Annotated in this window: 21 protein-coding genes and 1 pseudogene; 19 read left to right on the top strand and 3 right to left on the bottom strand. The window is 59.4% G+C overall.

Annotated elements, in window-relative coordinates; all coding sequences use genetic code 11:
* Positions 1–89: 89 nt before the first annotated feature.
* The 7 genes and pseudogenes from ACA041_RS26150 to ispD all read left to right on the top strand — a co-directional run bounded on the left by ACA041_RS26150 (position 90) and on the right by ispD (position 7,842).
* Entirely contained in the window at positions 90–1,037 is a 948-nt protein-coding gene (locus ACA041_RS26150; protein ID WP_497438470.1) for an acetyl-CoA carboxylase carboxyltransferase subunit alpha, read from the top strand.
* A gap of 133 nt (positions 1,038–1,170) precedes the next feature.
* Positions 1,171–2,498 (top strand): annotated as a pseudogene (gene tilS, locus ACA041_RS26145) (tRNA lysidine(34) synthetase TilS).
* Between the two features lie 274 nt (positions 2,499–2,772).
* Entirely contained in the window at positions 2,773–4,404 is a 1,632-nt protein-coding gene (pyrG, locus tag ACA041_RS26140) for a CTP synthase (protein ID WP_497438469.1), read from the top strand.
* Between the two features lie 5 nt (positions 4,405–4,409).
* Positions 4,410–5,255 carry a 3-deoxy-8-phosphooctulonate synthase gene (kdsA, locus tag ACA041_RS26135; protein WP_497438468.1) on the top strand — a complete coding sequence of 282 codons (846 nt, stop codon included), beginning with the start codon at positions 4,410–4,412 and terminating at the stop codon, positions 5,253–5,255.
* A gap of 150 nt (positions 5,256–5,405) precedes the next feature.
* On the top strand, positions 5,406–6,695 hold the full coding sequence (gene eno, locus ACA041_RS26130) for a phosphopyruvate hydratase (protein ID WP_497438467.1): 1,290 nt from the start codon (positions 5,406–5,408) through the stop codon (positions 6,693–6,695).
* Positions 6,696–6,859: 164 nt separating this feature from the next.
* Positions 6,860–7,138: a cell division protein FtsB gene (ftsB, locus tag ACA041_RS26125; protein ID WP_008028992.1), complete on the top strand. Its 279-nt coding sequence runs from the start codon at positions 6,860–6,862 to the stop codon at positions 7,136–7,138.
* Entirely contained in the window at positions 7,135–7,842 is a 708-nt protein-coding gene (gene ispD / locus ACA041_RS26120) for a 2-C-methyl-D-erythritol 4-phosphate cytidylyltransferase (RefSeq protein WP_497438466.1), read from the top strand. The genes ftsB and ispD overlap by 4 nt, the downstream gene beginning before the upstream one ends.
* 10 nt (positions 7,843–7,852) lie before the next feature.
* Here ispD and ACA041_RS26115 read toward each other — a convergent pair whose 3' ends face one another.
* Positions 7,853–8,749: a LysR family transcriptional regulator gene (locus ACA041_RS26115; RefSeq protein WP_497438465.1), complete on the bottom strand. Its 897-nt coding sequence runs from the start codon at positions 8,747–8,749 to the stop codon at positions 7,853–7,855.
* Between the two features lie 106 nt (positions 8,750–8,855).
* Between ACA041_RS26115 and ACA041_RS26110 the strand changes: the two genes are divergently transcribed.
* From ACA041_RS26110 to rpoS, 8 genes are all read left to right on the top strand, one after another.
* Entirely contained in the window at positions 8,856–9,968 is a 1,113-nt protein-coding gene (locus ACA041_RS26110) for an S-(hydroxymethyl)glutathione dehydrogenase/class III alcohol dehydrogenase (protein ID WP_497438464.1), read from the top strand.
* Positions 9,969–9,976: 8 nt separating this feature from the next.
* Entirely contained in the window at positions 9,977–10,831 is an 855-nt protein-coding gene (fghA, locus tag ACA041_RS26105) for an S-formylglutathione hydrolase (RefSeq protein WP_497438463.1), read from the top strand.
* Positions 10,832–11,130: 299 nt separating this feature from the next.
* The gene (gene ispF / locus ACA041_RS26100) at positions 11,131–11,604 is read left to right on the top strand and encodes a 2-C-methyl-D-erythritol 2,4-cyclodiphosphate synthase (protein WP_497438462.1); all 474 of its coding nucleotides are present in this window, start codon (positions 11,131–11,133) and stop codon (positions 11,602–11,604) included.
* On the top strand, positions 11,601–12,659 hold the full coding sequence (gene truD, locus ACA041_RS26095; protein WP_497438461.1) for a tRNA pseudouridine(13) synthase TruD: 1,059 nt from the start codon (positions 11,601–11,603) through the stop codon (positions 12,657–12,659). The genes ispF and truD overlap by 4 nt, the downstream gene beginning before the upstream one ends.
* On the top strand, positions 12,647–13,396 hold the full coding sequence (gene surE / locus ACA041_RS26090; protein ID WP_497438460.1) for a 5'/3'-nucleotidase SurE: 750 nt from the start codon (positions 12,647–12,649) through the stop codon (positions 13,394–13,396). The genes truD and surE overlap by 13 nt, the downstream gene beginning before the upstream one ends.
* Before the next feature lie 41 nt (positions 13,397–13,437).
* Positions 13,438–14,073 carry a protein-L-isoaspartate(D-aspartate) O-methyltransferase gene (locus ACA041_RS26085; protein WP_497442173.1) on the top strand — a complete coding sequence of 212 codons (636 nt, stop codon included), beginning with the start codon at positions 13,438–13,440 and terminating at the stop codon, positions 14,071–14,073.
* Between the two features lie 198 nt (positions 14,074–14,271).
* Positions 14,272–15,129 carry a peptidoglycan DD-metalloendopeptidase family protein gene (locus ACA041_RS26080; protein ID WP_497438459.1) on the top strand — a complete coding sequence of 286 codons (858 nt, stop codon included), beginning with the start codon at positions 14,272–14,274 and terminating at the stop codon, positions 15,127–15,129.
* 105 nt (positions 15,130–15,234) lie between these two features.
* Entirely contained in the window at positions 15,235–16,242 is a 1,008-nt protein-coding gene (gene rpoS / locus ACA041_RS26075; protein ID WP_497438458.1) for an RNA polymerase sigma factor RpoS, read from the top strand.
* A 485-nt stretch (positions 16,243–16,727) separates the two neighbouring features.
* On the opposite strand, the gene fdxA is transcribed toward rpoS, so the two are convergent.
* A complete protein-coding gene (gene fdxA, locus ACA041_RS26070; RefSeq protein WP_008154011.1) occupies positions 16,728–17,051 on the bottom strand; it encodes a ferredoxin FdxA in 324 nt (107 codons plus the stop codon).
* A gap of 142 nt (positions 17,052–17,193) precedes the next feature.
* On the bottom strand, positions 17,194–19,773 hold the full coding sequence (gene mutS / locus ACA041_RS26065; RefSeq protein WP_497438457.1) for a DNA mismatch repair protein MutS: 2,580 nt from the start codon (positions 19,771–19,773) through the stop codon (positions 17,194–17,196).
* A 210-nt stretch (positions 19,774–19,983) separates the two neighbouring features.
* On the opposite strand from mutS, the gene ACA041_RS26060 reads away from it, so the two are divergent.
* The 4 genes from ACA041_RS26060 to recA all read left to right on the top strand — a co-directional run bounded on the left by ACA041_RS26060 (position 19,984) and on the right by recA (position 23,016).
* Positions 19,984–20,718, top strand: coding sequence for a LexA family transcriptional regulator (locus tag ACA041_RS26060; RefSeq protein ID WP_497442172.1), 735 nt, complete (start codon positions 19,984–19,986; stop codon positions 20,716–20,718).
* A 193-nt stretch (positions 20,719–20,911) separates the two neighbouring features.
* The gene (locus ACA041_RS26055; RefSeq protein ID WP_497438456.1) at positions 20,912–21,259 is read left to right on the top strand and encodes a phage holin family protein; all 348 of its coding nucleotides are present in this window, start codon (positions 20,912–20,914) and stop codon (positions 21,257–21,259) included.
* A gap of 120 nt (positions 21,260–21,379) precedes the next feature.
* Positions 21,380–21,880, top strand: a complete 501-nt coding sequence (locus ACA041_RS26050) for a CinA family protein (RefSeq protein ID WP_497438455.1) — start codon at positions 21,380–21,382, stop codon at positions 21,878–21,880.
* 83 nt (positions 21,881–21,963) lie between these two features.
* The gene (gene recA, locus ACA041_RS26045) at positions 21,964–23,016 is read left to right on the top strand and encodes a recombinase RecA (RefSeq protein WP_064676129.1); all 1,053 of its coding nucleotides are present in this window, start codon (positions 21,964–21,966) and stop codon (positions 23,014–23,016) included.
* Positions 23,017–23,018 lie beyond the last annotated feature (2 nt).

Raw genomic sequence — 23,018 nt, 5'->3', positions numbered from 1 at the left:
ACCTGAACGCGCCTGTCCCTTAAGGTAGGGCGCGAATAGACAACCGGCCGGCCCAAGCTCTCTTGGACGTCGACCCAAGACGGACGCCTATGAACCCGAATTTTCTAGATTTCGAACAGCCGATCGCCGACCTGCAATCCAAGATCGAAGAGTTGCGCTTGGTCGGTAATGACAATTCGCTGAATATCGGCGATGAGATCTCCCGCCTGCAGGACAAAAGCAGCACGCTGACCGAAGACATCTTCGCCAAGCTGACCAGCTGGCAGATCGCACGTCTGGCGCGTCACCCGAAACGTCCCTATACCCTGGACTACATCGAACACATCTTCACCGAGTTCGACGAACTGCACGGCGACCGTCACTTCTCCGATGACGCTGCGATCGTCGGCGGCATTGCCCGTCTGGACGACCAGCCGGTGATGATCATCGGTCACCAGAAAGGCCGTGAAGTGCGTGAGAAGGTTCGCCGCAACTTCGGCATGCCGCGTCCGGAAGGCTACCGCAAGGCGTGCCGCCTGATGGAAATGGCCGAACGCTTCAAAATGCCGATCCTGACCTTCATCGATACCCCGGGTGCCTACCCGGGCATCGACGCCGAAGAGCGCAACCAGAGCGAAGCGATCGCCTGGAACCTGCGCGTCATGGCTCGCCTGAAAACCCCAATCATTGCCACCGTGATCGGTGAGGGTGGTTCCGGTGGTGCGCTGGCGATTGGCGTTTGCGATCAGCTGAACATGCTGCAGTACTCGACCTACGCGGTGATCTCGCCGGAAGGTTGTGCCTCGATCCTGTGGAAAACCGCCGAAAAAGCACCGGATGCCGCTGAAGCCATGGGCATCACCGCCGAGCGCCTCAAAGGCCTGGGCATCGTGGACAAGGTGATCAGCGAGCCGTTGGGCGGCGCCCACCGTGATCCGGCCAAGGCAGCAGCCTCGATCCGTGCCGAGCTGAGCTCGCAACTGGCGATGCTGAAGAAATTCGACAATGACGCGCTGCTGGCCCGTCGTTACGAGCGTCTGATGAGCTACGGTCTCTGATCTGACCTCGCTATACCCATGTGGGAGCGAGCTTGCTCGCGATGGCGGCTTAACATTCAACAAATAGGTTGGCTGTTACACCGCGATCTCGAGCAAGCTCGCTCCCACATTTGATTTGGGCGAAGTGAACACTATGAGCTCATCCAAGAATGATCTGTCTGCCAGGCTTCTGCTGAATCTGGCACCCTGGCGCAATGCTTCAACTTGGCACATCGCCTTCTCCGGCGGCCTCGACTCCACCGTCCTGCTACACCTTCTTGCACACCTCGCCAAAAAAGAATCCTTACCGGCGCTGAGCGCCATCCACGTCCATCACGGCCTTCAGGCTGCGGCTGATGCGTGGCCGGAACATTGCCAATCGGTGTGTGATGCGCTGGGTGTGCCGCTGCAGGTGATTCGCGTTCAGGTAGGGCCCGGCGCCAGTCTTGAGCGTGCCGCCCGGGAGGCGCGCTATGGTGCGTTCATCGGGGTCACTCGAGCCAATGAGGTGCTGTTGACTGGACAGCACCGTGACGATCAGGCAGAAACCCTGTTGTTTCGGCTGTTGCGTGGCGCAGGGGTGCGGGGGCTGTCGGGGATGTCACGTCAGCGTCCGCTGGGCAAAGGCCATCTGCTTCGTCCGATGCTTGATGTCTCGCGGACAGAATTGGAGGCCTACGCCGCCGAGCATCGGCTGAGCTGGATCGAGGACCCTTCAAACCAGGACCGGCAGTTCTCGCGCAATTACCTGCGTCATCAGGTTTTCCCGGTAATGACCGAGCGCTGGCCGCAAGCGATGGCGACCATGGCCCGCAGCGCCACGCATCTGAGTGAAGCGCTGGGATTGCTCGATGAGCTGGCGCAAATTGATCTGGCTGAGGCCGGCTCGGCCAGTGATTTCGCCTGGCTGGGATTACCGTCGCTTGAGCTGGCGTCGCTCACAAAGCTCTCCACCGCTCGCCAGCGCAATGCATTGAGTCACTGGCTCGGCGCACTGACACGCCTGCCAGATAGCGACCATTGGTCGGGTTGGGAGGATTTGCGCGATGCCACCGGCGATGCTCGTCCGATCTGGCGCCTGGAGGAGGGTGAACTGCATCGGTCGGGTGGGCGTATCTGGTGGTTGTCCGGCAGTTGGTTGCGCGCTGCACCCGCCGCCGGCACCTGGACCGATCCCTCGCTACCGCTGCAGTTGCCGGACAACGGTGTCCTCGAACTCACCGGCCAGATCCCCGATGGGCCACTGCAGATCCGCTATCGTGAAGGGGGAGAAGTCATGCATCTGCCTGATCGCGGTCACCGGGACTTGAAGCGTTTGCTCAATGAACGCGGCGTACCGGGCTTCGCCCGTGGCAGATTGCCGCTGCTCTACCGAGGGGCGCAATTGCTGGCGGTGGCGAACCTGCGGGGCTTGAATGGCAATACACAGGAAGGCTGGCATTTGCATTGGCAGCCACCACCTGCGATCAAGGTTTGAGCTGAAAGGGGCTTTCCGGTAGACTACGCTCCCTTCTTGATACAACTTCTGTGGATTCGCCTGAATTGCAGGAGTTGCCGATTACCAAGCAGTCTTTGCTGGGCGATTCCAAAAAATGTGTAGCGAGCAACGTACCGGTGTTTCACCTTCCGGTCTGTCCCAACGCGGCGGTTTTTTTGAAAGATGCACTGTGATTAATGCAGGTGATCGGGGGCTTCGGCCTTCCTTCGCTTTCCCCGGCGGCTCGGACCGCTTTAACGCAGACTTCTAGGGTTTTTCATGACGCGCTACATATTCGTCACGGGCGGTGTTGTTTCTTCATTGGGGAAAGGCATCGCATCGGCTTCATTGGCGGCCATCCTGGAGGCGCGGGGACTTAAGGTCACCATGCTGAAGCTGGACCCGTACATCAACGTTGACCCGGGCACCATGAGCCCGTTCCAGCACGGTGAAGTGTTCGTCACCCACGACGGCGCCGAGACCGACCTGGACCTGGGCCACTACGAGCGGTTCATCCGCACGACCATGACCCAGAACAACAACTTCACCACGGGCCGTGTCTACGAACACGTCCTGCGCAAAGAGCGCCGTGGTGATTACCTGGGCGCCACCATCCAGGTGATCCCGCACATCACCGACGAAATCAAGCGCCGGATCATCAAGGGCGCCGGCGATGCCGACGTGGCCATGGTCGAGATCGGTGGCACCGTGGGTGACATCGAATCGCAACCGTTCCTCGAAGCGATCCGTCAACTGCGTTTCGAAGTCGGCGCCAAGCGCGCGATGCTGATGCACCTGACGCTGGTGCCGTACATCGCCACCGCCGGCGAAACCAAAACCAAGCCTACCCAGCACTCGGTCAAGGAACTGCGTTCCATCGGCCTGCAGCCAGACGTGCTGGTATGCCGTTCCGATCACCCGATCGACCTCTCGTCGCGTCGCAAGATCGCACAGTTCACCAACGTTGAAGAGCGTGCGGTGATTGCGCTGGAAGACGCCGACACCATCTACAGAATCCCGGGCATCCTGCACTCCCAGGGCCTGGACGATTTTGTCGTCGAGCGTTTCGGTCTGCAATGTGGCGGCGCCGATCTGTCCGAGTGGGAAGCCGTGGTCGACGCCAAGCTCAATCCGGAGCATGAAGTCACCATCGCCATGGTCGGCAAGTACATGGAACTGCTGGATGCCTACAAGTCGCTGATCGAAGCGATGAGTCACGCCGGCATCAGCAACCGCACCAAGGTCAACCTGCGCTACATCGACTCCGAAGACATCGAAAACCAGGGCACTGCGCTGCTCGAAGGTGTCGACGCGATCCTGGTACCGGGTGGCTTCGGTCTGCGCGGTGTGGAAGGCAAGATCACTGCCGTTCAATTCGCTCGCGAAAACAAGGTTCCCTACCTGGGCATCTGCCTGGGCATGCAAGTGGCCGTGATCGAGTTCGCTCGTAACGTGCTGGGCTGGAAAGACGCCAACTCCACCGAGTTCGATCGTGCCAGCGGTCACCCGGTCGTGGGCCTGATCACTGAGTGGGAAGATGCCACCGGCGCCGTTGAAGTCCGTACCGAATCGTCCGATCTGGGCGGCACCATGCGCCTTGGCGCTCAGGATTGCCTGCTTGAGCCAGGTTCCCTGGTGCACGATTGCTACGCCAAGGACGTGATCGTCGAGCGTCACCGTCACCGCTACGAAGTGAACAACAATCTGCTGCCGCAAATCATGGAAGCCGGTCTGAAAATCTCCGGTCGTTCCGGTGATGGTGCGCTGGTAGAAGTGGTTGAAGCCCCGGATCATCCATGGTTCGTCGCTTGCCAGTTCCACCCCGAGTTCACCTCGACACCACGCGACGGTCACCCGTTGTTCAGCGGTTTCGTTAAAGCAGCTTTGGTCCAACACCAGAAGAAGGCGTAATTCCAATGGCGCAGAAGATCATCCGTGTAGGCGATATCGAGATTGCCAACGACAAGCCAATGGTGCTGTTCGGTGGCATGAACGTGCTGGAAAGCCGCGACATGGCGATGCAGGTCTGCGAAGAGTACGTAAAGGTGACCGCGAAACTCGGTATCCCTTACGTATTCAAGGCCAGCTTCGACAAGGCCAACCGTTCCTCCGTGACCTCTTACCGTGGCCCCGGCCTGGAAGAGGGCATGCGGATTTTCCAGGACATCAAGCAAGCCTTCGGCGTGCCGATCATCACCGACGTCCACGAGCCTGACCAGGCCGCGGTCGTCGCTGAAGTCTGCGACATCATCCAGCTGCCGGCTTTCCTGTCGCGCCAGACCGACCTGGTGGTCGCGATGGCCAAGACCGGCGCGGTGATCAACATCAAGAAAGCCCAGTTCCTCGCACCTCAGGAAATGAAACACATCCTGAGCAAATGCGTCGAAGCGGGTAACGATCAGTTGATCCTCTGCGAACGCGGTTCGAGCTTCGGCTATAACAACCTGGTCGTCGACATGCTCGGCTTCGGCATCATGAAGCAGTTCGAGTACCCGGTGTTTTTCGACGTGACCCACGCGCTGCAAATGCCTGGTGGTCGCTCCGATTCCGCCGGCGGTCGTCGGGCCCAGGTCACTGACCTGGCCAAGGCCGGCATGAGCCAGTCGCTGGCCGGTCTGTTCCTCGAAGCCCACCCGGACCCGGACAACGCCAAATGCGACGGCCCTTGCGCCTTGCGACTGGACAAACTGGAGCCGTTCCTGGCCCAGCTCAAAGCTCTGGACGAACTGGTGAAGAGTTTTCCGACGGTAGAGACCGCGTAAACCTCATTTTCTCCGTGTAGGAGCCGAGCTTGCTCGCGATGGGGCCTGAGAGGGCGCCGCTAGCAAGCCGGTCTTATGCAACAATGCGACCCACAAGTTATAAATCGATCAGTACAGAGCGTTTTCGTCAACTTTGGAGTGTTTACAACAATGGCAAAAATCGTCGACATCAAAGGTCGTGAAGTTCTCGACTCCCGTGGCAACCCCACCGTGGAAGCGGACGTGCTTCTCGATAACGGCATCATCGGTAGCGCTTGCGCGCCGTCCGGTGCTTCCACTGGCTCGCGTGAAGCACTCGAGCTGCGTGATGGCGACAAGAGCCGTTACCTGGGCAAGGGCGTCCTGAAAGCCGTCGCCAACATCAACGGTCCGATCCGCGATCTGTTGCTGGGCACCGACCCAAGCGACCAGAAAGCCCTGGATCACGCGATGATCAAGCTCGATGGCACCGAAAACAAAGCGACCCTGGGCGCCAACGCGATCCTCGCCGTTTCCCTGGCCGCAGCCAAGGCAGCAGCACAAGACCAGGACCTGCCGCTGTACGCTCACATCGCCAACCTGAACGGCACCCCGGGTGTTTACTCGATGCCGGTTCCGATGATGAACATCATCAACGGTGGCGAGCACGCCGATAACAACGTCGACATCCAGGAATTCATGGTGCAGCCGGTTGGCGCCAAGTCGTTCTCGGAAGGTCTGCGCATGGGCACCGAGATTTTCCATCACCTCAAAGCCGTTCTGAAGGCCCGTGGCCTGAGCACTGCTGTTGGCGACGAAGGTGGTTTCGCACCTAACCTGGCTTCGAACGAAGACGCTTTGAAAGTGATCTCCGAAGCGGTGGCCAACGCCGGTTACAAGCTGGGCACCGACGTGACCCTGGCCCTGGACTGCGCGGCCAGCGAATTCTACGAAGAAGGCAAGTACAACCTGTCCGGCGAAGGCCAGGTGTTCACCGCCGAAGGTTTCGCTGACTACCTGAAAGGCCTGACCGAGCGTTATCCGATCATCTCGATCGAAGACGGTCTGGACGAGTCCGACTGGGCCGGCTGGAAAATCCTCACCGACAAGATCGGCGAGAAAGTCCAACTGGTCGGCGACGACCTGTTCGTGACCAACACCAAGATCCTGAAAGAAGGCATCGATAAAAAGATCGCCAACTCGATCCTGATCAAGTTCAACCAGATCGGCACCCTGACCGAAACGCTGGAAGCCATCCAGATGGCCAAGGCGGCTGGTTACACCGCTGTGATCTCGCACCGCTCCGGCGAAACCGAAGATTCGACCATTGCCGACCTGGCTGTGGGCACCGCGGCTGGCCAGATCAAGACCGGCTCCCTGTGCCGTTCCGATCGCGTGTCCAAGTACAACCAATTGCTGCGTATCGAAGAGCAGTTGAATGGCAAAGCCAAGTACAACGGTCGCAGCGAATTCCGCGGCTGATAGAGTAAAAAGACAACAGATAGTGTCGGAAAAGTCGCACCAGCGATGAACTTGCCGCTAATCTGATGCCTTACAAGCACAAGCCTGGGTCTTCCAGGCTTCGTGCTATCAGCAGCTTCATAGTTTTGCATGGCTGTCTTTTTTCACTGGATACCTGATATTCGATGCGCAGTCCCAATTGGTTGTTCCTCGTTTTGCTCCTGCTGCTGGCTGGCCTGCAATACCGCCTGTGGGTGGGTAATGGCAGCCTGGCGCAAGTGGCGGAGCTGACTCAGCAGATTGCAGATCAACACGCTGAGAACGAAGGTCTGCTTGAGCGCAACCGGGTGATGGACGCTGAAGTCAGCGAGTTGAAAAAGGGCATGGAGACCGTTGAAGAACGGGCTCGTCATGAGCTGGGCATGGTCAAGGATGGTGAAACCCTTTACCAGCTGGCTCAATGAACCTCCCGTTACCGGCCTTCTGGGCCGTGATTCCTGCCGCGGGCGTCGGTGCCCGTATGGCCGCGGACCGTCCCAAGCAATACTTGCAACTGGGCGGGCGCACTATTCTCGAACACAGCCTTGGCTGTTTCCTTGATCATCCTGCCCTGAAAGGGTTGGTGGTCAGTCTCGCTGTTGATGATCCTTATTGGCCGAATCTGGCCTGTGCTGGCGATTCGCGTATTCAGCGGGTCGAGGGCGGCAACGAGCGTTCCGGGTCGGTGCTCAATGCGTTGCTGCATTTGCATGCGCAAGGCGCTGACGATGAGGATTGGGTGCTGGTCCACGATGCCGCGCGGCCGAACCTGAGTCGTGATGACCTGGACAAGTTGCTCAGTGAGTTGGTGGACGACCCGGTGGGTGGTCTGCTGGCGGTACCAGCGCGCGATACCCTCAAGCGGGTCGACAAACACGGCCGTGTCGTCGAAACCGTGGATCGCAGTGTGATCTGGCAAGCCTATACGCCGCAGATGTTTCGCCTTGGCGCGTTGCATCGGGCGTTGGCCGACAGCCTGGTGGCCGATGCTGTCATCACCGATGAAGCTTCGGCGATGGAATGGGCGGGTCTTGCACCGCGGCTGATCGAAGGTCGATCCGATAACCTCAAAGTTACGCGCCCCGAAGACCTAGAGTGGTTACGCCAGCGTTGGGCTAATCGCCGCTGACAGAAATAAATCAGCTCCGATACTCCGGCCTTTCGGCCAACCCTTCCTTCAAGTAATCCACCAGCTTGCGCACCTTCGGCGACAGGTGCCGCTGCTGCGGATAAATCGCCCACACCGCCGTATTAGGCGGTTGATGCGCTTCCAGCAGTGAAATCAACGCACCGCTTTTCAAATGCTCCAACACGTAATAATCCGGCAACTGGCACAACCCAACCCCCTGCAACGCCGCATCCAGCACCGCTTGCCCACTGTTGCAGCGCCAGTTTCCCTGCACCCGTTGGGAAAATTCCCGCCCATTCTGCTCCAGTTGCCACATGTCCGAGCTGCCGATGAGGCAGTTGTGGCGGCTCAGTTCCGACAGACTGTGCGGGCGACCATAGCGTTCCAGGTAGGACGGTGAGGCGCACAGGTACATTCGCCGTGGCGCCAGACGTGCCGCCACCAGCCGAGAGTCCTGCAGGCGACCCAGGCGGATCGCCAGGTCCAGGCCCTCGTGGACCAGGTCAAGTTGGCGGTTGCTCAGTTCGATGTCGATACGCAACTGTGGATATAGCCCCATGAAACGCGTGACCAGCGGCACGATAAAGCGTTCGCCGTAGGCCACGGCGCAGGTCATGCGCAGCATGCCTTTGGGTTCGCTGGTCAGATCGCCGACCGCGCGCAAGGCTTCTTCGCGGCCATCCTGCAAGCGCTGGCAGTGCTGCAGGAAAGTTTGCCCGGCTTCAGTCAGGGTGACGCGCCGGGTGCTGCGATAAAGCAGACGTGTCTGAAGGCGCTCTTCCAGGCGTACGACTTGTCGACTGATGTGAGAGGAAGAAACCCCGAGGCGTTCCGCGGCCGCCGTGAACTGACTGCACTCGGCGACCGCGACGAATTCGTCGATACCTTCCCAGCGGTTTTCGGACATCGATGATTATCCCTGTGTAGCAATAATGTTTTGCTTTTGTCCGGATTATTCACCGTACGGCGCTGTATTACACTCCCTGTCTCGTCTTATTCACTGGAGAATGCACATGATCAAGTCGCGCGCTGCCGTAGCCTTCGAGGCCAAGAAACCCCTCGAGATCGTCGAAGTCGATGTCGCCATGCCCAAGGCCGGTGAAGTGTTGCTGCGAGTGGTTGCTTCCGGTGTCTGCCATACCGACGCCTACACCCTGTCCGGCGCTGACCCGGAAGGCATCTTCCCGTCGATCCTCGGTCACGAAGGTGGCGCGGTGGTTGAAGCGATCGGCGAGGGCGTAACCTCCGTGGCGGTCGGTGACCATGTGATCCCGCTGTACACCCCGGAATGCCGCCAGTGCAAATTCTGCCTGTCGGGCAAGACCAACCTCTGCCAGGCGATTCGCGCGACTCAGGGCAAAGGCCTGATGCCGGATGGCACTACGCGTTTTTCCTACAAGGGTCAGCCGATTTTCCACTACATGGGGACCTCGACTTTTTCCGAATACACCGTGCTGCCGGAAATTTCGGTCGCCAAAATTCCCAAAGAAGCGCCACTGGAAAAAGTCTGCCTGCTGGGCTGCGGTGTCACCACCGGCATCGGCGCGGTGATCAATACAGCCAAGGTAAAACCGGGTGATACCGTCGCCATTTTCGGCCTCGGCGGCATCGGTCTGTCGGCGATCATCGGCGCGGTCAAAGCCAAGGCCGGTCGCATCATCGCGATCGACATCAATCCGGCCAAATTCGAGATCGCCAGGCAGTTGGGTGCAACCGATTGTGTAAACCCGAAAGATTTCGACCGGCCGATCCAGGAAGTCATCGTCGACATGACCGATGGCGGCGTCGACTTTTCCTTCGAGTGCATCGGCAACGTGCAATTGATGCGGGCCGCGCTTGAGTGCTGCCACAAGGGTTGGGGCGAATCGGTGATCATCGGTGTCGCCGGCGCTGGTCAGGAAATTGCCACCCGTCCATTCCAGCTGGTCACCGGTCGCGTCTGGCGCGGTTCGGCGTTCGGCGGCGTGCGTGGCCGTACCGAATTGCCGAGCTATGTCGAAATGGCCGAAACCGGCGAAATACCGCTGGATACGTTCATCACCCATACCATGGGCCTGGAAGATATCAACAAGGCGTTTGACCTGATGCATGAAGGCAAAAGCATCCGTAGCGTCATTCATTTCTGAGGTCGGACATGAGCCTGGAAAATATCTCCTGCCAGAAGAGCTTCGGCGGCTGGCATAAACGCTACAGGCATCGCTCCGACGTGCTCGGCTGCGACATGGTGTTTGCCGTGTACCTGCCGCCGCAAGCGGAGCAGGGCGGCGAGCTGCCGGTGCTGTACTGGTTATCCGGCCTGACCTGCACCGACGAGAACTTCATGCAAAAGGCTGGCGCCATGCGCATGGCCGCCGAGCTGGGGCTGATCATCGTTGCGCCGGACACCAGTCCTCGTGGTCCCGATGTCCCGGGTGATCCGGATGGCGCCTGGGATTTTGGCCTCGGTGCCGGTTTTTATCTGAATGCCACCCAGGAACCCTGGGCGCGGCACTATCGGATGCATGACTATGTCGTGCAGGAATTGCCGGCATTGGTCGAAGCCCATTTCCCTGCATCGGACAAGCGCGGTATCAGCGGTCACTCCATGGGCGGCCACGGCGCGCTGGTCTGTGCTTTGCGCAATCCGGGGCGTTATCAGTCGGTGTCGGCGTTCTCGCCGATCAACAATCCGATGGACTGCCCTTGGGGTCAAAAGGCCTTCTCTCGTTACCTGGGAGAAGACCGATCGAAATGGCGTGAATGGGATGCCTGTGCATTGATCGCCGAGGCTGACGAGAAATTGCCGCTGCTGGTCGACCAAGGTGATCGCGATGATTTCCTCGCCACCCAGCTCAAGCCTGAAGCCTTGCAGCAGGCCACCAAACTGGCGGGTCATCCGCTGACGCTGCGTCTGCAGCCGGGCTACGACCACAGCTATTTCTTCATCGCCAGCTTCATCGACGAGCACTTGCAACATCACGGACGCGCCCTAGGGGGTGCTCTCAGTTAGTTTCCCCACCGCGCCGGGTCTGCTGTTGTGCAGGGCAAGGCGCGAGAAGCGTGGTTTGGTCGTTCCAAATAAGCTTCGAGCAACGCAGCCCTGCACAACAGCAGGCCCGGCCCTTCGGGTTGTGCCTTAAAGCGGGCCAGGCTGCGTTGCAGGCCTTGGAAAGGGAACAACCATTTCCAGCGGCCTGCGCCTTGCCTGGCCCGCTTTAAGGCGACAACGCGGAGGGGAAACTAATTGAGAGCACCCCCTCGTCTAATGCAGGTAGAATCACGCCCTGACAAAAATCGGGGCGTTTTTTTATGCGTATTGGCCACGGCTATGATGTGCACCGTTTCGCTGAAGGCGATTTCATTACTCTGGGCGGCGTGCGCATCGCACACGGCTTCGGGCTGCTCGCTCACTCCGACGGTGACGTCCTGCTGCACGCCTTGAGCGATGCCTTGCTCGGCGCTGCGGCGCTGGGTGATATCGGCAAGCATTTTCCGGACACCGACCCCACATTCAAGGGCGCCGACAGCCGCGTGCTGTTGCGTCACGTCGTCGCACTGATCCACGCCAAGGGTTGGAAAGTCGGCAACGTCGATAACACCATTGTTGCCCAGGCGCCAAAAATGGCCCCGCATATCGAATCGATGCGCGCGCTGATTGCCGCGGATCTTCAAGTAGAGTTGGATCAAGTGAACGTGAAAGCCACCACCACCGAAAAGCTCGGCTTCGTCGGTCGCGAAGAAGGCATTGCCGTGCATTGCGTTGCCTTGTTGCTGCGCGCATGAACGACCTGCAATTGCTCGGTCCGCGCGCCTACGGTGAAGCCCTCGGCAGTGCCGTACTGAAAGCGACAGCGGAAGATTTTCAGGTCGATGAAGTGCTCGATATCCCCCTCAGTGGCGATGGCGAGCACCTGTGGATCTGGGTGGAAAAGCGCGGGCTGAATACCGAAGAAGCGGCACGGCGAATCGCCAAGGCCGCGGGTGTGCCATTGCGAACGGTCAGCTACGCGGGCCTCAAGGACCGTCAGGCGCTGACGCGTCAGTGGTTCAGCGTACAGCTGCCGGGCAAGGCTGATCCTGATTTGTCGCCCGCAGAAAACGACACGCTGAAAATTCTCAAGACCGGTCGGCACAAACGCAAGCTGCAGCGCGGCGCCCATTCGGCCAACGGCTTCACTTTGCGCCTGACTCAGTTCGCGGGCGACAAGGCGGCGATCGAAGAGCGTCTGCAACTCATCGCCAGGCAAGGTGTTCCCAATTATTTCGGCGCCCAGCGCTTCGGGTTTGACGGCGGCAATGTGATCGATGCCCGTGCCTGGGCCGCGCGCAAGGCTTTGCCGGAGCAGCGCAACGTGCGTTCACGCCTGCTTTCAACAGCTCGTAGTTTTCTGTTTAACCAAGCGCTGGCGGCGCGTGTCGCCGATGGCACCTGGCAGCGCGCCCAGGTCGGCGATTTGCTGGCGTTCACCGACAGCCGCAGTTTCTTTCCGGCCGGCGAGGCCGAGTGCAGCGACCCGCGTCTGGCGATTCTCGACCTGCACCCGACCGGTCCGCAGTGGGGCGAAGGTGACTCGCCGGCCTCGGGCGCTGTCCATGAATTAGAACAGGCAATCGCCGCACGCGAGGCGGATCTTCGCGATTGGTTGATCAATGCCGGAATGAGCCACGAACGTCGCATCCTGCGGCTGCCCATTGCTGGGTTGACGTGGCATTATCCCGAACCTGACATTCTGCAACTGGAATTCGTCCTGCCGGCCGGATGCTTCGCCACTGTATTGGTGCGCGAACTCGTCGATCTGGTGCCGGTGGGGCAGACGGACAGCCCATGCGTATTCTGATTTCTAACGACGATGGGGTAACCGCACCCGGTCTCGCCGCGCTTTATGCTGCGCTGGCGGATTACACCGAATGCGTGGTTATCGCCCCGGACCAGGACAAGAGCGGCGCCAGCAGTTCGCTGACGCTCGACCGTCCGTTGCACCCGCAAACCCTGGCCAACGGCTTTATCAGCGTTAATGGCACGCCCACCGATTGCGTGCACCTGGGTCTCAACGGTTTGCTGGAGCAAGCACCGGACATGGTGGTTTCCGGCATCAACCTGGGCGCCAACCTGGGGGACGATGTGCTGTATTCCGGCACCGTCGCTGCAGCCCTTGAAGGACGTTTCCTGGAGCTCCCTTCGTTCGCGTTTTCGTTGGTCTCCCGGCAAGTGGAGAACCTTTCCACAGCCGCTTATTTTGCGCGCAAACTGGTGGAGGCTCACGCGGACCTCGATCTGCCACCGCGCACGGTGCTGAACGTGAACATTCCCAATCTGCCGCTGGACCACATCCGCGGAATACAACTGACTCGCCTCGGCCATCGCGCTCGCGCTGCGGCACCGTTGAAAGTGGTCGATCCGCGTGGCAAATCCGGTTACTGGATCGCCGCGGCAGGGGACGCCGAAGATGGCGGCCCGGGCACCGATTTCCATGCGGTGATGCAGGGCTTTGTTTCTATTACCCCACTGCAACTGGATCGCACCTTCAATGATGCTTTCAGAAGCCTAGATGGCTGGCTGGAGGGGCTGCGCTAATGGCTCGTGAACAAGACCACATGCTGCATCGCGGCATCGGGATGACCTCCCAGCGGACCCGTGAGCGCCTGATCCAGCGTTTGTATGAAGAAGGCATTTCCAACGCCAAGGTGCTGGAGGTGATTCGCCGTACCCCACGTCATCTTTTCGTTGACGAGGCGCTGGCCCACCGTGCCTATGAAGACACGGCGTTGCCGATCGGCAACAACCAGACGATCTCCCAGCCTTACATGGTGGCTCGCATGAGCGAGTTACTGCTGGAAGCCGGCCCGCTGGACAAGGTCATGGAGATCGGCACCGGCTCGGGCTATCAAACCGCGATCCTGTCGCAATTGGTCGAGCGGGTGTTTTCGGTCGAGCGCATCAAGGTTCTGCAGGACCGGGCCAAGGAGCGTCTGGTCGAGCTCAACTTGCGCAACGTGGTGTTTCGCTGGGGCGATGGCTGGGAAGGCTGGCCGGCACTGGCGCCATACAACGGCATCATTGTCACCGCGGTAGCGACTGAAGTTCCTCAGGCGTTGCTCGATCAGTTGGCCCCACAGGGGCGCCTGGTGATCCCGGTCGGGTCCGGTGAGGTTCAACAATTGATGTTGATCATTCGCGAAGAGCAGGGCTTTTCCAGACGCATTCTCGGGTCTGTGCGCTTCGTTCCATTGCTCAATGGGCCACTGGCCTGAGCATTTGTTTCGACGCGCTGAATTCTCTTCGATTGTCCCTGTCTTACAGCGGCATCGATCAATTAAACAGGCGCATCGACAGGTAGCAAACGTGTGCCTTGCTGCATTAAAGGTAAAGGCTGCACGGCCCGTTATACTTGCGACATTCTGCCGGAACACGGCAATCCACATTTTCAGCCACCACAAAGGGAGCGGCGGGTGAGTCTCACAGTCATTGCGCAGCGAATGAGTATAACGAGCTTTCAGCGCCTGGTGACTGGCCTCGTCTTGAGCACCTTGCTGGTCGGTTGTTCCAGCAACAAATCGAGCGAAGTGCGTGTCATCGACCGCAACAAATCCGTAGCCCAGCGTCCGGCAGTCACGACCGGGCAGTACGTCGTTCGACCCAAGGACACCCTGTTCTCCATCGCCTTTCGCTACGGCTGGGACTACAAGGCCCTGGCCGCACGCAATAACATTCCAGCGCCGTACACGATCCATCCAGGCCAGACGATCCGCTTTGATGGTCGCAGCGGTTCAGCGCCGACAACCGTGGTCAGTTCGTCCAATACGACGCCTTCTTCATCGAGTAAAACCACCGTCTTCCGTCGTCCCGCTGGCGGTGCCACTACCGGCACAGCGGTAGTTGTACCGTCCGTCGCGAACAAGCCAGCGGCCATTCCGATGCCGGCAGCGGGTCCGGCCCCGACCGGCTGGGGATGGCCATCTAATGGCATTCTCATTGGAAAATTCTCTTCAAACGGGAGTTTGAATAAAGGAATTGATATCGCCGGGGATTTGGGACAGCCTGTTTTAGCTGCGTCTGATGGGACGGTGGTATACGCCGGGAGTGGCTTAAGGGGCTACGGCGAATTAGTCATCATCAAACACAGCGATACCTACGTCAGTGCCTACGGACATAACCGCAGGCTGTTGGTTCGGGAGGGGCAGCAGGTCAAAGTCGGACAGACAATTGCCGAAATGGGGTCCACGGGTACAGACCGGGTGAAACTGCACTTTGAGATTCGCCGACAGGGTAAACCTGTAGATCCGCTGCAATTCCTGCCACGTCGTTGATCGCTTTCCAGCCTGTTCCGTCACGTAGAGGGAACAGGCTCCAGCGTTGCCAGGGATAAAGGCGCCGCTTGAGCCTGAGGTCGAACTCACCAAAGGACTATAACAATGGCTCTCAGTAAAGAAGTGCCGGAGTTTGACATCGACGATGAGGTTCTCCTTATGGAGACCGGCATCGGTACGGATTCGATGTCGAATGATGAAGGGGCTGCTCCACCTTCCGTTCGTGCCAAATCCAAACACTCCGCCACGCTAAAGCAGCACAAGTACATTGACTACACGCGGGCACTCGATGCCACGCAGCTGTACCTCAATGAGATCGGCTTTTCCCCTCTGCTATCCCCCGAAGAAGAAGTTCATTTTGCGCGCTTGTCGCAAAGTGGAGATCCGGCCGGGCGCAAGCGCATGATTGAAAGTAACCTGCGGCTGGTGGTGAAGATCGCCCGGCGTTATGTCAATCGTGGCCTGTCGCTGCTGGACCTGATCGAAGAGGGCAACCTCGGGCTGATCCGGGCAGTAGAGAAGTTCGACCCTGAACGTGGCTTCCGCTTTTCGACCTACGCGACCTGGTGGATACGTCAGACCATCGAGCGCGCAATCATGAATCAGACCCGGACCATCCGGTTACCGATCCATGTGGTCAAAGAGCTCAACGTGTACCTGCGTGCTGCACGGGAACTGACGCAAAAACTCGATCATGAACCCTCGCCCGAAGAAATCGCCAACCTGCTGGAAAAGCCGGTGGCGGAGGTCAAGCGCATGCTGGGCCTGAACGAGCGGGTTTCTTCGGTCGACGTCTCGCTGGGCCCGGATTCGGATAAAACCCTGCTGGATACCCTTACCGACGATCGCCCAACCGATCCATGCGAACTGTTGCAGGATGACGACCTGTCCCAGAGCATCGATCAATGGCTCTCGGAACTGACCGACAAGCAACGCGAGGTGGTCATCCGCCGCTTCGGCCTGCGCGGACACGAGAGCAGTACGCTGGAAGATGTAGGCCTGGAAATTGGCCTGACCCGGGAACGGGTCAGACAGATCCAGGTTGAAGGCCTGAAGCGTCTTCGGGAGATTCTCGAGAAGAATGGCCTGTCGAGCGAGTCACTGTTTCAATAGTAAGTAGTTGCCAGGCATGCAACAAAAGCCCCGACTGGTTCGGGGTTTTTTGTTATCTGCGAACCGGTTTTGCCTGGCTTTCCACCTCACCTCGGCTTTGTAGTCTCGTGCTGTAAGTCTTTGCTTACCCTTCTGTAAGTGTTCGGTATTTTTACAGTGTGGCAGTCGTCCCTATTCATCCGGCAAGCAACTTATCCGCTTGATTGATAGGCTTATTTTATTAAGTTACGAGTATATGACAGGCGCTTTTGGCGTTGCCGGCGGATTGCTCCTGGCCGGGAAATCGCTAATATCCAGGTGGTGTCGACGGACAGACACAGCCTTCAAGGATGAAGGAAAAGGACATCGCAGGAAGCGATTCATCAGGACGATGAAAAGGAACACAAGGACCAGGGAAAAAATGTGGGCGGGTGAAACCGCCCCTTTTTTTGTCCGCAATAAAGCAAAAAGGCCCGCAAGGGGCCTTTTCGGGAACGCCAGAGTAATCAGCGTTCGAGGTCTTTGATCTTGCCTTTGACGCCATCCCACTCTTCGGCATCGGGCAACGATTCTTTCTTCTCGGTGATGTTGGGCCAGATTTCCGCCAGCTCAACGTTCAGCTGAATGAATTGCTGCATGTCTTCCGGAACTTCATCTTCGGAGAAGATGGCCACGGCCGGGCATTCCGGTTCGCACAGTGCGCAGTCGATGCACTCATCCGGGTGAATCACCAGGAAGTTCGGGCCTTCGTAAAAGCAGTCCACCGGACAGACTTCTACGCAGTCGGTGTACTTGCACTTGATGCAGTTGTCGGTGACGACGAAGGTCATTTCTAGATTTCTCCTCAGGCGGCGGCAGCGGAGCCCCTTCACGTTGGGGTCGCCAGGTTCGGGAGCGATAGTCTGCTGGCCAGGCTATTAGCCAGCAGCATCCCAAACCGCGCGAGATTCTAACAGCTTGCAGGCAAGTGCGTTAGACCCGTGTCTTTAGTGTATAGAGCATTTCCAGCGCGCGGCGCGGAGTCATGTCATCCAGATTGAGTTTGGCCAGTTCATCCAGCACCGGATGCGGCAGGCTGGCGAACATGTCGCTTTGCTGCGGCACGGCCGGTTTGCCCTTGGCTGGCTTGGGCGTTTCGTGAGGCAGGGCGGTGGCTTCCAGCCGTCCCAGGTGCTCGCGAGCACGCACGATCACTTCGCTCGGCACACCGGCCAGTTGCGCAACTGCCAGGCCGTAGCTCTGGCTGGCAGGCCCCGGCAGCACGTGGTGCAGGAACACGATGCGCTCGTTGTGCTCGGTGGCATTGAGGTGCACGTTGGCCACCAGCGGTTGGGCTTCCGGCAGCACCGTCAGCTCGAAGTAGTGGGTGGCGAACAGCGTGTAGGCCCGCAGGTGCGCCAGGCGTTCGGCCGCCGCCCAGGCCAGGGACAGGCCGTCGAAGGTGCTGGTGCCGCGACCGACCTCGTCCATCAACACCAGGCTGCGCTCGGTGGCGTTGTGCAGGATGTTGGCGGTTTCGCTCATTTCGACCATGAAGGTCGAACGCCCGCCCGCGAGGTCATCGCTGGAACCGATCCGGGTAAAGATGCGGTCCACCAGGGACAACTCGCAGCTGGCCGCCGGCACGAAACTGCCGATGTGGGCCAACAGCACGATCAAGGCGGTCTGGCGCATGTAGGTGGATTTACCGCCCATGTTCGGTCCGGTAATCACCAGCATGCGGGTGTTGTCGTCCAGGCTCAGGTCATTGGCCACGAACGGCGTGGTCAGCACTTGCTCGACCACCGGGTGACGACCCTGGCTGATGCGCATGCACGGCTCGTCGACGAAGCGTGGGCAGTTCAGGTCGAGGTTCAGGGCGCGTTCGGCCAGGTTGCTCAGCACGTCCAGCTCGGCCAGTGCGGCGGCGGTGTCCTGCAACGGTGGCAATTGGGCGATCAGGTCTTCGAGCAGCGCCTCGTAGAGCGTCTTCTCCCGGGCCAGGGCCCGACTCTTGGCTGACAGTGCCTTGTCTTCGAACGCCTTCAGTTCCGGCGTGATGAAGCGTTCGGCACCTTTGAGCGTCTGGCGGCGGATGTAGTCGGCGGGCGCCGATTCGGCCTGCTTGCTCGGCAACTCGATGAAGTACCCGTGGATGCGGTTGTAGCCGACCTTCAGGTGCGACAGGCCGGTGCGGGCCTTCTCGCGCGCTTCCAGGTCGATCAGGAACTGCCCGGCGTTTTCGCTGAGCGATTGCAGATCGTCAAGTTCGCTGTCGTAACCGGTTTTCAGCACGCCACCATCACGGATCACCGCAGGCGGGTTGTCGATGATGGCTTTTTCCAGCAGCGCCGCCAGTTCCGGGTAGGTGCTGGTGGTCTTCGCCAGTTGAATGATGTGCGGGGCTTCCAGCTCGGTCATCGCCACTTGCAATTGCGGCAGTGCGCCGAGTGCATCGCGCAGGCGAGCGAGGTCACGAGGACGGGCATTGCGCAGGCCGATCCGCGCCAGGATCCGCTCGATGTCACCGATTTCCTTGAGCTGCGGTTGCAGTTTTTCGAAACGGTAGCCGTCGAGCAAGCAGGTGATCGAGGTCTGGCGCGCCAGCAATACGGTCAGGTCACGTAGCGGGCGGTTCAGCCAGCGGGTCAGCAGGCGGCTGCCCATGGCGGTCTGGCAGCGATCGACCACCGATTGCAGCGTGTTGTCGCGACCGCCGGCCAGGTTGGTGTCCAGCTCGAGGTTGCGACGGCTTGCGCCGTCCAGCACCACGGTGTCATCCAGGCGTTCATGGCGCAGGCTGCGCAAGTGGGGCAGGGCGGTGCGCTGGGTTTCCTTGGCATAGCTGAGCAGGCAACCGGCGGCGCCGATGGCCAGGGTCAGGTTCTCGCAGCCGAAACCTTTCAGGTCCTGGGTGGAAAACTGCTGGCAAAGACTTTTCAGCGCCGAGTCACGCTCGAAATCCCACGGTGCACGGCGACGAACCCCGCGACGTTTCTCTGCCGGCAAATCCCTGGGCCAGTCATCGGGGATCATCAATTCCACCGGATTGACCCGCTCCAGTTCCGCCAGCAGGTTTTCCCAGCCCTTGATTTCCAGCACCGTGAAGTTACCGCTGGTGATATCCAGCACGGCCAGGCCGAACAGGCGTTCGTCACCCAGTACCGCTGCGATCAGATTATCCCGACGCTCATCCAGCAGTGCCTCGTCACTCACCGTACCCGGCGTGATGATCCGCACCACTTGGCGATCCACCGGCCCTTTGCTGGTGGCCGGGTCGCCGACCTGCTCACAGATCACCACCGACTCGCCGAGCTTCACCAGTTTCGCCAGGTAACCTTCCGCGGCGTGGTAAGGAATCCCGCACATCGGAATCGCCTGGCCGGCCGACTGCCCGCGGGCGGTCAGGGTAATGTCCAGCAACTTGGCGGCCTTCTTCGCGTCTTCGTAGAAGATCTCGTAGAAGTCGCCCATGCGGTAGAACATCAGCTGGTCGGGGTGCTGGTTTTTCAGGCGCCAGTACTGCTGCATCATTGGCGTATGGGAGGACAGATCGGAGAGCGCTTTATTCATCGGATAATCAGGCAAATTCGTTGAAAGGTGTAGGGCAAAGGAGGGGCATCGACCCGGCTTTTCCGCGATGGGCGCAAGGTTACCATGGGCGGTCCGCCGGACGCAGGCATGAAAGCCGCGCAATGCGTTTCTCCTGTTTATGCACGATCCGTGCGCCATTTATGCAATTTGGCATTTGTCTTCCGCAAAAAGAACACGCACTATGCGCCTATGCAAAAACGCAATGTTTCTACTGTCTTGAGAGCACTGCTCGATCAACACGGGATCTCCCCCACGGAGCTTCACCGGCGTACCGGCGTGCCTCAGTCCACTCTGTCACGGATCCTCAACGGCAAGATCGTCGATCCTTCGGACAAGCACATCTCGAAGATCGCCGAGTACTTCGCCGTGAGCACCGACCGGTTGCGTGGCCGCGTGGATATCGCGGTCGCCGCCATTGCCGGGCGTGATCACTTGCATGCGGAGCTCAAGGACATAAGCCTGTGGGACGACGATACACCCGTCGATGATGACGAGGTGTCGGTCCCCTTTCTGCGTGAGGTTGAATTGGCAGCAGGATCAGGAAGATTTGTCATCGAGGAGAGCGAGCGCTCCAGCCTGCGTTTCGGCAAGCGCAGCCTGCGTCACAACGGCGTGCAGTTCGACCAGGCCAAATGTGTGACGGTGCGCGGCAACAGCATGTTGCCGGTACTGCGCGACGGCGCTACGGTCGGGGTCAATGCGGCGAAGTGCGGGATCGGCGATATCATTGATGGCGACCTGTATGCCATCAATCACAATGGCCAGCTGAGGGTCAAGCAACTGTATCGCCTGCCCAGCGGCATTCGCCTGCGCAGCTTCAATCGTGACGAACATCCGGACGAGGATTACAGCTTCCAGCAAATCCAGGAAGAACAGATCGTCATCCTCGGTCATGTTTTCTGGTGGGGCATGTACGCCCGTTAATTACGTCGCGATCATCCGGGACCCGCCAATCGAGCGGGTTTTTTATCGCCTTGTTTCATGAGGCGTATGCGCCAATGCATTGGCATTGTTCATTGCTGCATAAATTCGTTGACCAGATATGCATTGGTGCATATTCTTGGGCTGCAGAGGCTTTCGTGAAGCCGCCATGTTCATTATCAGCAGGAGGCATGAAATGACAATCGAGCAGCAAGCGATGCTGGACATGCCGCTGTGGGTGGTGATCGTATTCATCCTACTGGGTGGAGTGGCCGGCGAGATGTGGCGGGCGGACAAGGATGGCGTGCGCGGACATTCACTCATTCGACGCGTGGGGTTGCGCTCCGGCTCCAGCATGATCTGCGGTTTCTCGGCCATCATGGTGCTGCACGCCGGCGGTGTCTCGACCTGGATGGCGTGTGCCATTGGTTGCCTCACCGCAATGGCCGGTACCGAGGTGGTCATCGGGCTGTATGAGCGATGGATCGCCAGGCGCATCGGCGCTGTCGAAGTGCAGACCGATGACCCGGACCACAAGCCTTGAGGTCCGACTTCACGCCATGGGAGAGCGGGTCAGGCCACACACATTTTGATCGTTTCCGAGCCTTGCAAGCGCAATCCGCTCGTGTACGGTAGTCCCATTCAGCCCGATCAGGAGAGTGCCGTGAAAGAAATCACCCAGCTGGCCGCGGAACTTGGCAGACGCCTGCAGGTTCTCAATGCCCACGTCACTGCCGCCGAATCCTGTACCGGCGGCGGGATCAGCGAGGCGATTACCCGCATTCCGGGCAGCTCGGCGTGGTTCGAGGCGGGTTATGTCACTTACTCTAATCGCCAGAAGACCGAACAGTTGAATGTCCCTGCCGAGTTGTTTGCCACGGTTGGGGCCGTCAGTCGCGAGGTGGTCGAGGCGATGGTCCGGGGCGCGCAGGAAAAAAGCCGGGCGCATTTTGCCGTGGCGGTCAGTGGGGTGGCCGGGCCGGATGGCGGGTCTCCCAGCAAGCCGGTAGGCACGGTGTGGCTGGCCTGGGGCGTTGGCGAGCGGGTATTCAGCGAGGTGCAGCACTTGCCCGGCAACCGCGACGAGGTCCGCCGACAAACGGTGAAGGCCGCGCTAGAGGGGCTGCTACGGCATGCCGCCGCAGAAATCTCAAATCAGGGGTAGGCGATCCTCAAGCGCTGTGGAATAATACTGGCTACTTATACAGGTGTTGGCCGTCAGGCCTTATTGATTACGTGAGGACTTTAATGGACGACAACAAGAAGAAAGCCTTGGCTGCGGCCCTGGGTCAGATCGAACGTCAATTCGGCAAGGGTGCCGTAATGCGTATGGGCGATCAGGACCGTCAGGCGATCCCGGCTATCTCCACTGGCTCTCTGGGTCTGGACATCGCGCTCGGCATTGGCGGTCTGCCAAAAGGCCGTATCGTTGAAATCTACGGTCCTGAATCCTCGGGTAAAACCACCCTGACACTGTCGGTGATCGCCCAGGCTCAAAAAGCCGGCGCGACCTGCGCATTCGTCGACGCCGAGCACGCCCTCGACCCTGAATATGCCGGCAAACTGGGCGTCAATGTCGACGACCTGCTGGTTTCCCAGCCGGACACCGGCGAGCAAGCCCTGGAAATCACCGACATGCTGGTGCGTTCCAATGCGGTTGACGTGATCATCGTCGACTCCGTGGCAGCGCTGGTACCAAAGGCTGAAATCGAAGGCGAAATGGGTGACATGCACGTGGGCCTGCAAGCCCGTCTGATGTCCCAGGCGCTGCGTAAAATCACCGGTAACATCAAGAACGCCAACTGCCTGGTTATCTTCATCAACCAGATCCGCATGAAAATCGGTGTGATGTTCGGCAGCCCGGAAACCACCACCGGTGGTAACGCGCTGAAGTTCTACGCTTCGGTTCGTCTGGACATCCGTCGTACTGGCGCGGTTAAAGAAGGTGATGAAGTCGTTGGTAGCGAAACCCGCGTCAAAGTCGTGAAGAACAAGGTGGCTTCGCCGTTCCGTCAGGCCGAGTTCCAGATTCTTTACGGCAAGGGCATCTACCTCAACGGTGAGATGATCGACCTGGGTGTTCTGCACGGTTTCGTCGAGAAGTCCGGTGCCTGGTATGCCTACAACGGCACCAAGATCGGTCAGGGTAAAGCCAACTCGGCCAAGTACCTGGCAGAAAACCCGGACATCGCCGCGACCCTCGAGAAGCAACTGCGCGACAAGCTGCTGACTCCGGCGCCGGACGTCAAGGCATCGCCGGTCAAAGAGACTGCCGATGACCTGGCTGACGCTGATATCTGATT

Source organism: Pseudomonas sp. LBUM1676 (assembly GCF_059695605.1).
Note: the sequence above shows the minus strand (reverse complement) of the source record. Positions and strands in the feature narration are given on the sequence as shown.

Bases quoted from the DNA above. Each gene is read 5' to 3' on its own strand.
- ACA041_RS26150 (WP_497438470.1), top strand. From the start codon at position 90: ATGAACCCGAATTTTCTAGATTTCGAACAGCCGATCGCCGACCTGCAA.
- pyrG (WP_497438469.1), top strand. From the start codon at position 2,773: ATGACGCGCTACATATTCGTCACGGGCGGTGTTGTTTCTTCATTGGGG.
- kdsA (WP_497438468.1), top strand. From the start codon at position 4,410: ATGGCGCAGAAGATCATCCGTGTAGGCGATATCGAGATTGCCAACGAC.
- eno (WP_497438467.1), top strand. From the start codon at position 5,406: ATGGCAAAAATCGTCGACATCAAAGGTCGTGAAGTTCTCGACTCCCGT.
- ftsB (WP_008028992.1), top strand. From the start codon at position 6,860: ATGCGCAGTCCCAATTGGTTGTTCCTCGTTTTGCTCCTGCTGCTGGCT.
- ispD (WP_497438466.1), top strand. From the start codon at position 7,135: ATGAACCTCCCGTTACCGGCCTTCTGGGCCGTGATTCCTGCCGCGGGC.
- ACA041_RS26115 (WP_497438465.1), bottom strand. From the start codon at position 8,749: ATGTCCGAAAACCGCTGGGAAGGTATCGACGAATTCGTCGCGGTCGCC.
- ACA041_RS26110 (WP_497438464.1), top strand. From the start codon at position 8,856: ATGATCAAGTCGCGCGCTGCCGTAGCCTTCGAGGCCAAGAAACCCCTC.
- fghA (WP_497438463.1), top strand. From the start codon at position 9,977: ATGAGCCTGGAAAATATCTCCTGCCAGAAGAGCTTCGGCGGCTGGCAT.
- ispF (WP_497438462.1), top strand. From the start codon at position 11,131: ATGCGTATTGGCCACGGCTATGATGTGCACCGTTTCGCTGAAGGCGAT.
- truD (WP_497438461.1), top strand. From the start codon at position 11,601: ATGAACGACCTGCAATTGCTCGGTCCGCGCGCCTACGGTGAAGCCCTC.
- surE (WP_497438460.1), top strand. From the start codon at position 12,647: ATGCGTATTCTGATTTCTAACGACGATGGGGTAACCGCACCCGGTCTC.
- ACA041_RS26085 (WP_497442173.1), top strand. From the start codon at position 13,438: ATGACCTCCCAGCGGACCCGTGAGCGCCTGATCCAGCGTTTGTATGAA.
- rpoS (WP_497438458.1), top strand. From the start codon at position 15,235: ATGGCTCTCAGTAAAGAAGTGCCGGAGTTTGACATCGACGATGAGGTT.
- fdxA (WP_008154011.1), bottom strand. From the start codon at position 17,051: ATGACCTTCGTCGTCACCGACAACTGCATCAAGTGCAAGTACACCGAC.
- mutS (WP_497438457.1), bottom strand. From the start codon at position 19,773: ATGAATAAAGCGCTCTCCGATCTGTCCTCCCATACGCCAATGATGCAG.
- ACA041_RS26060 (WP_497442172.1), top strand. From the start codon at position 19,984: ATGCAAAAACGCAATGTTTCTACTGTCTTGAGAGCACTGCTCGATCAA.
- ACA041_RS26055 (WP_497438456.1), top strand. From the start codon at position 20,912: ATGACAATCGAGCAGCAAGCGATGCTGGACATGCCGCTGTGGGTGGTG.
- recA (WP_064676129.1), top strand. From the start codon at position 21,964: ATGGACGACAACAAGAAGAAAGCCTTGGCTGCGGCCCTGGGTCAGATC.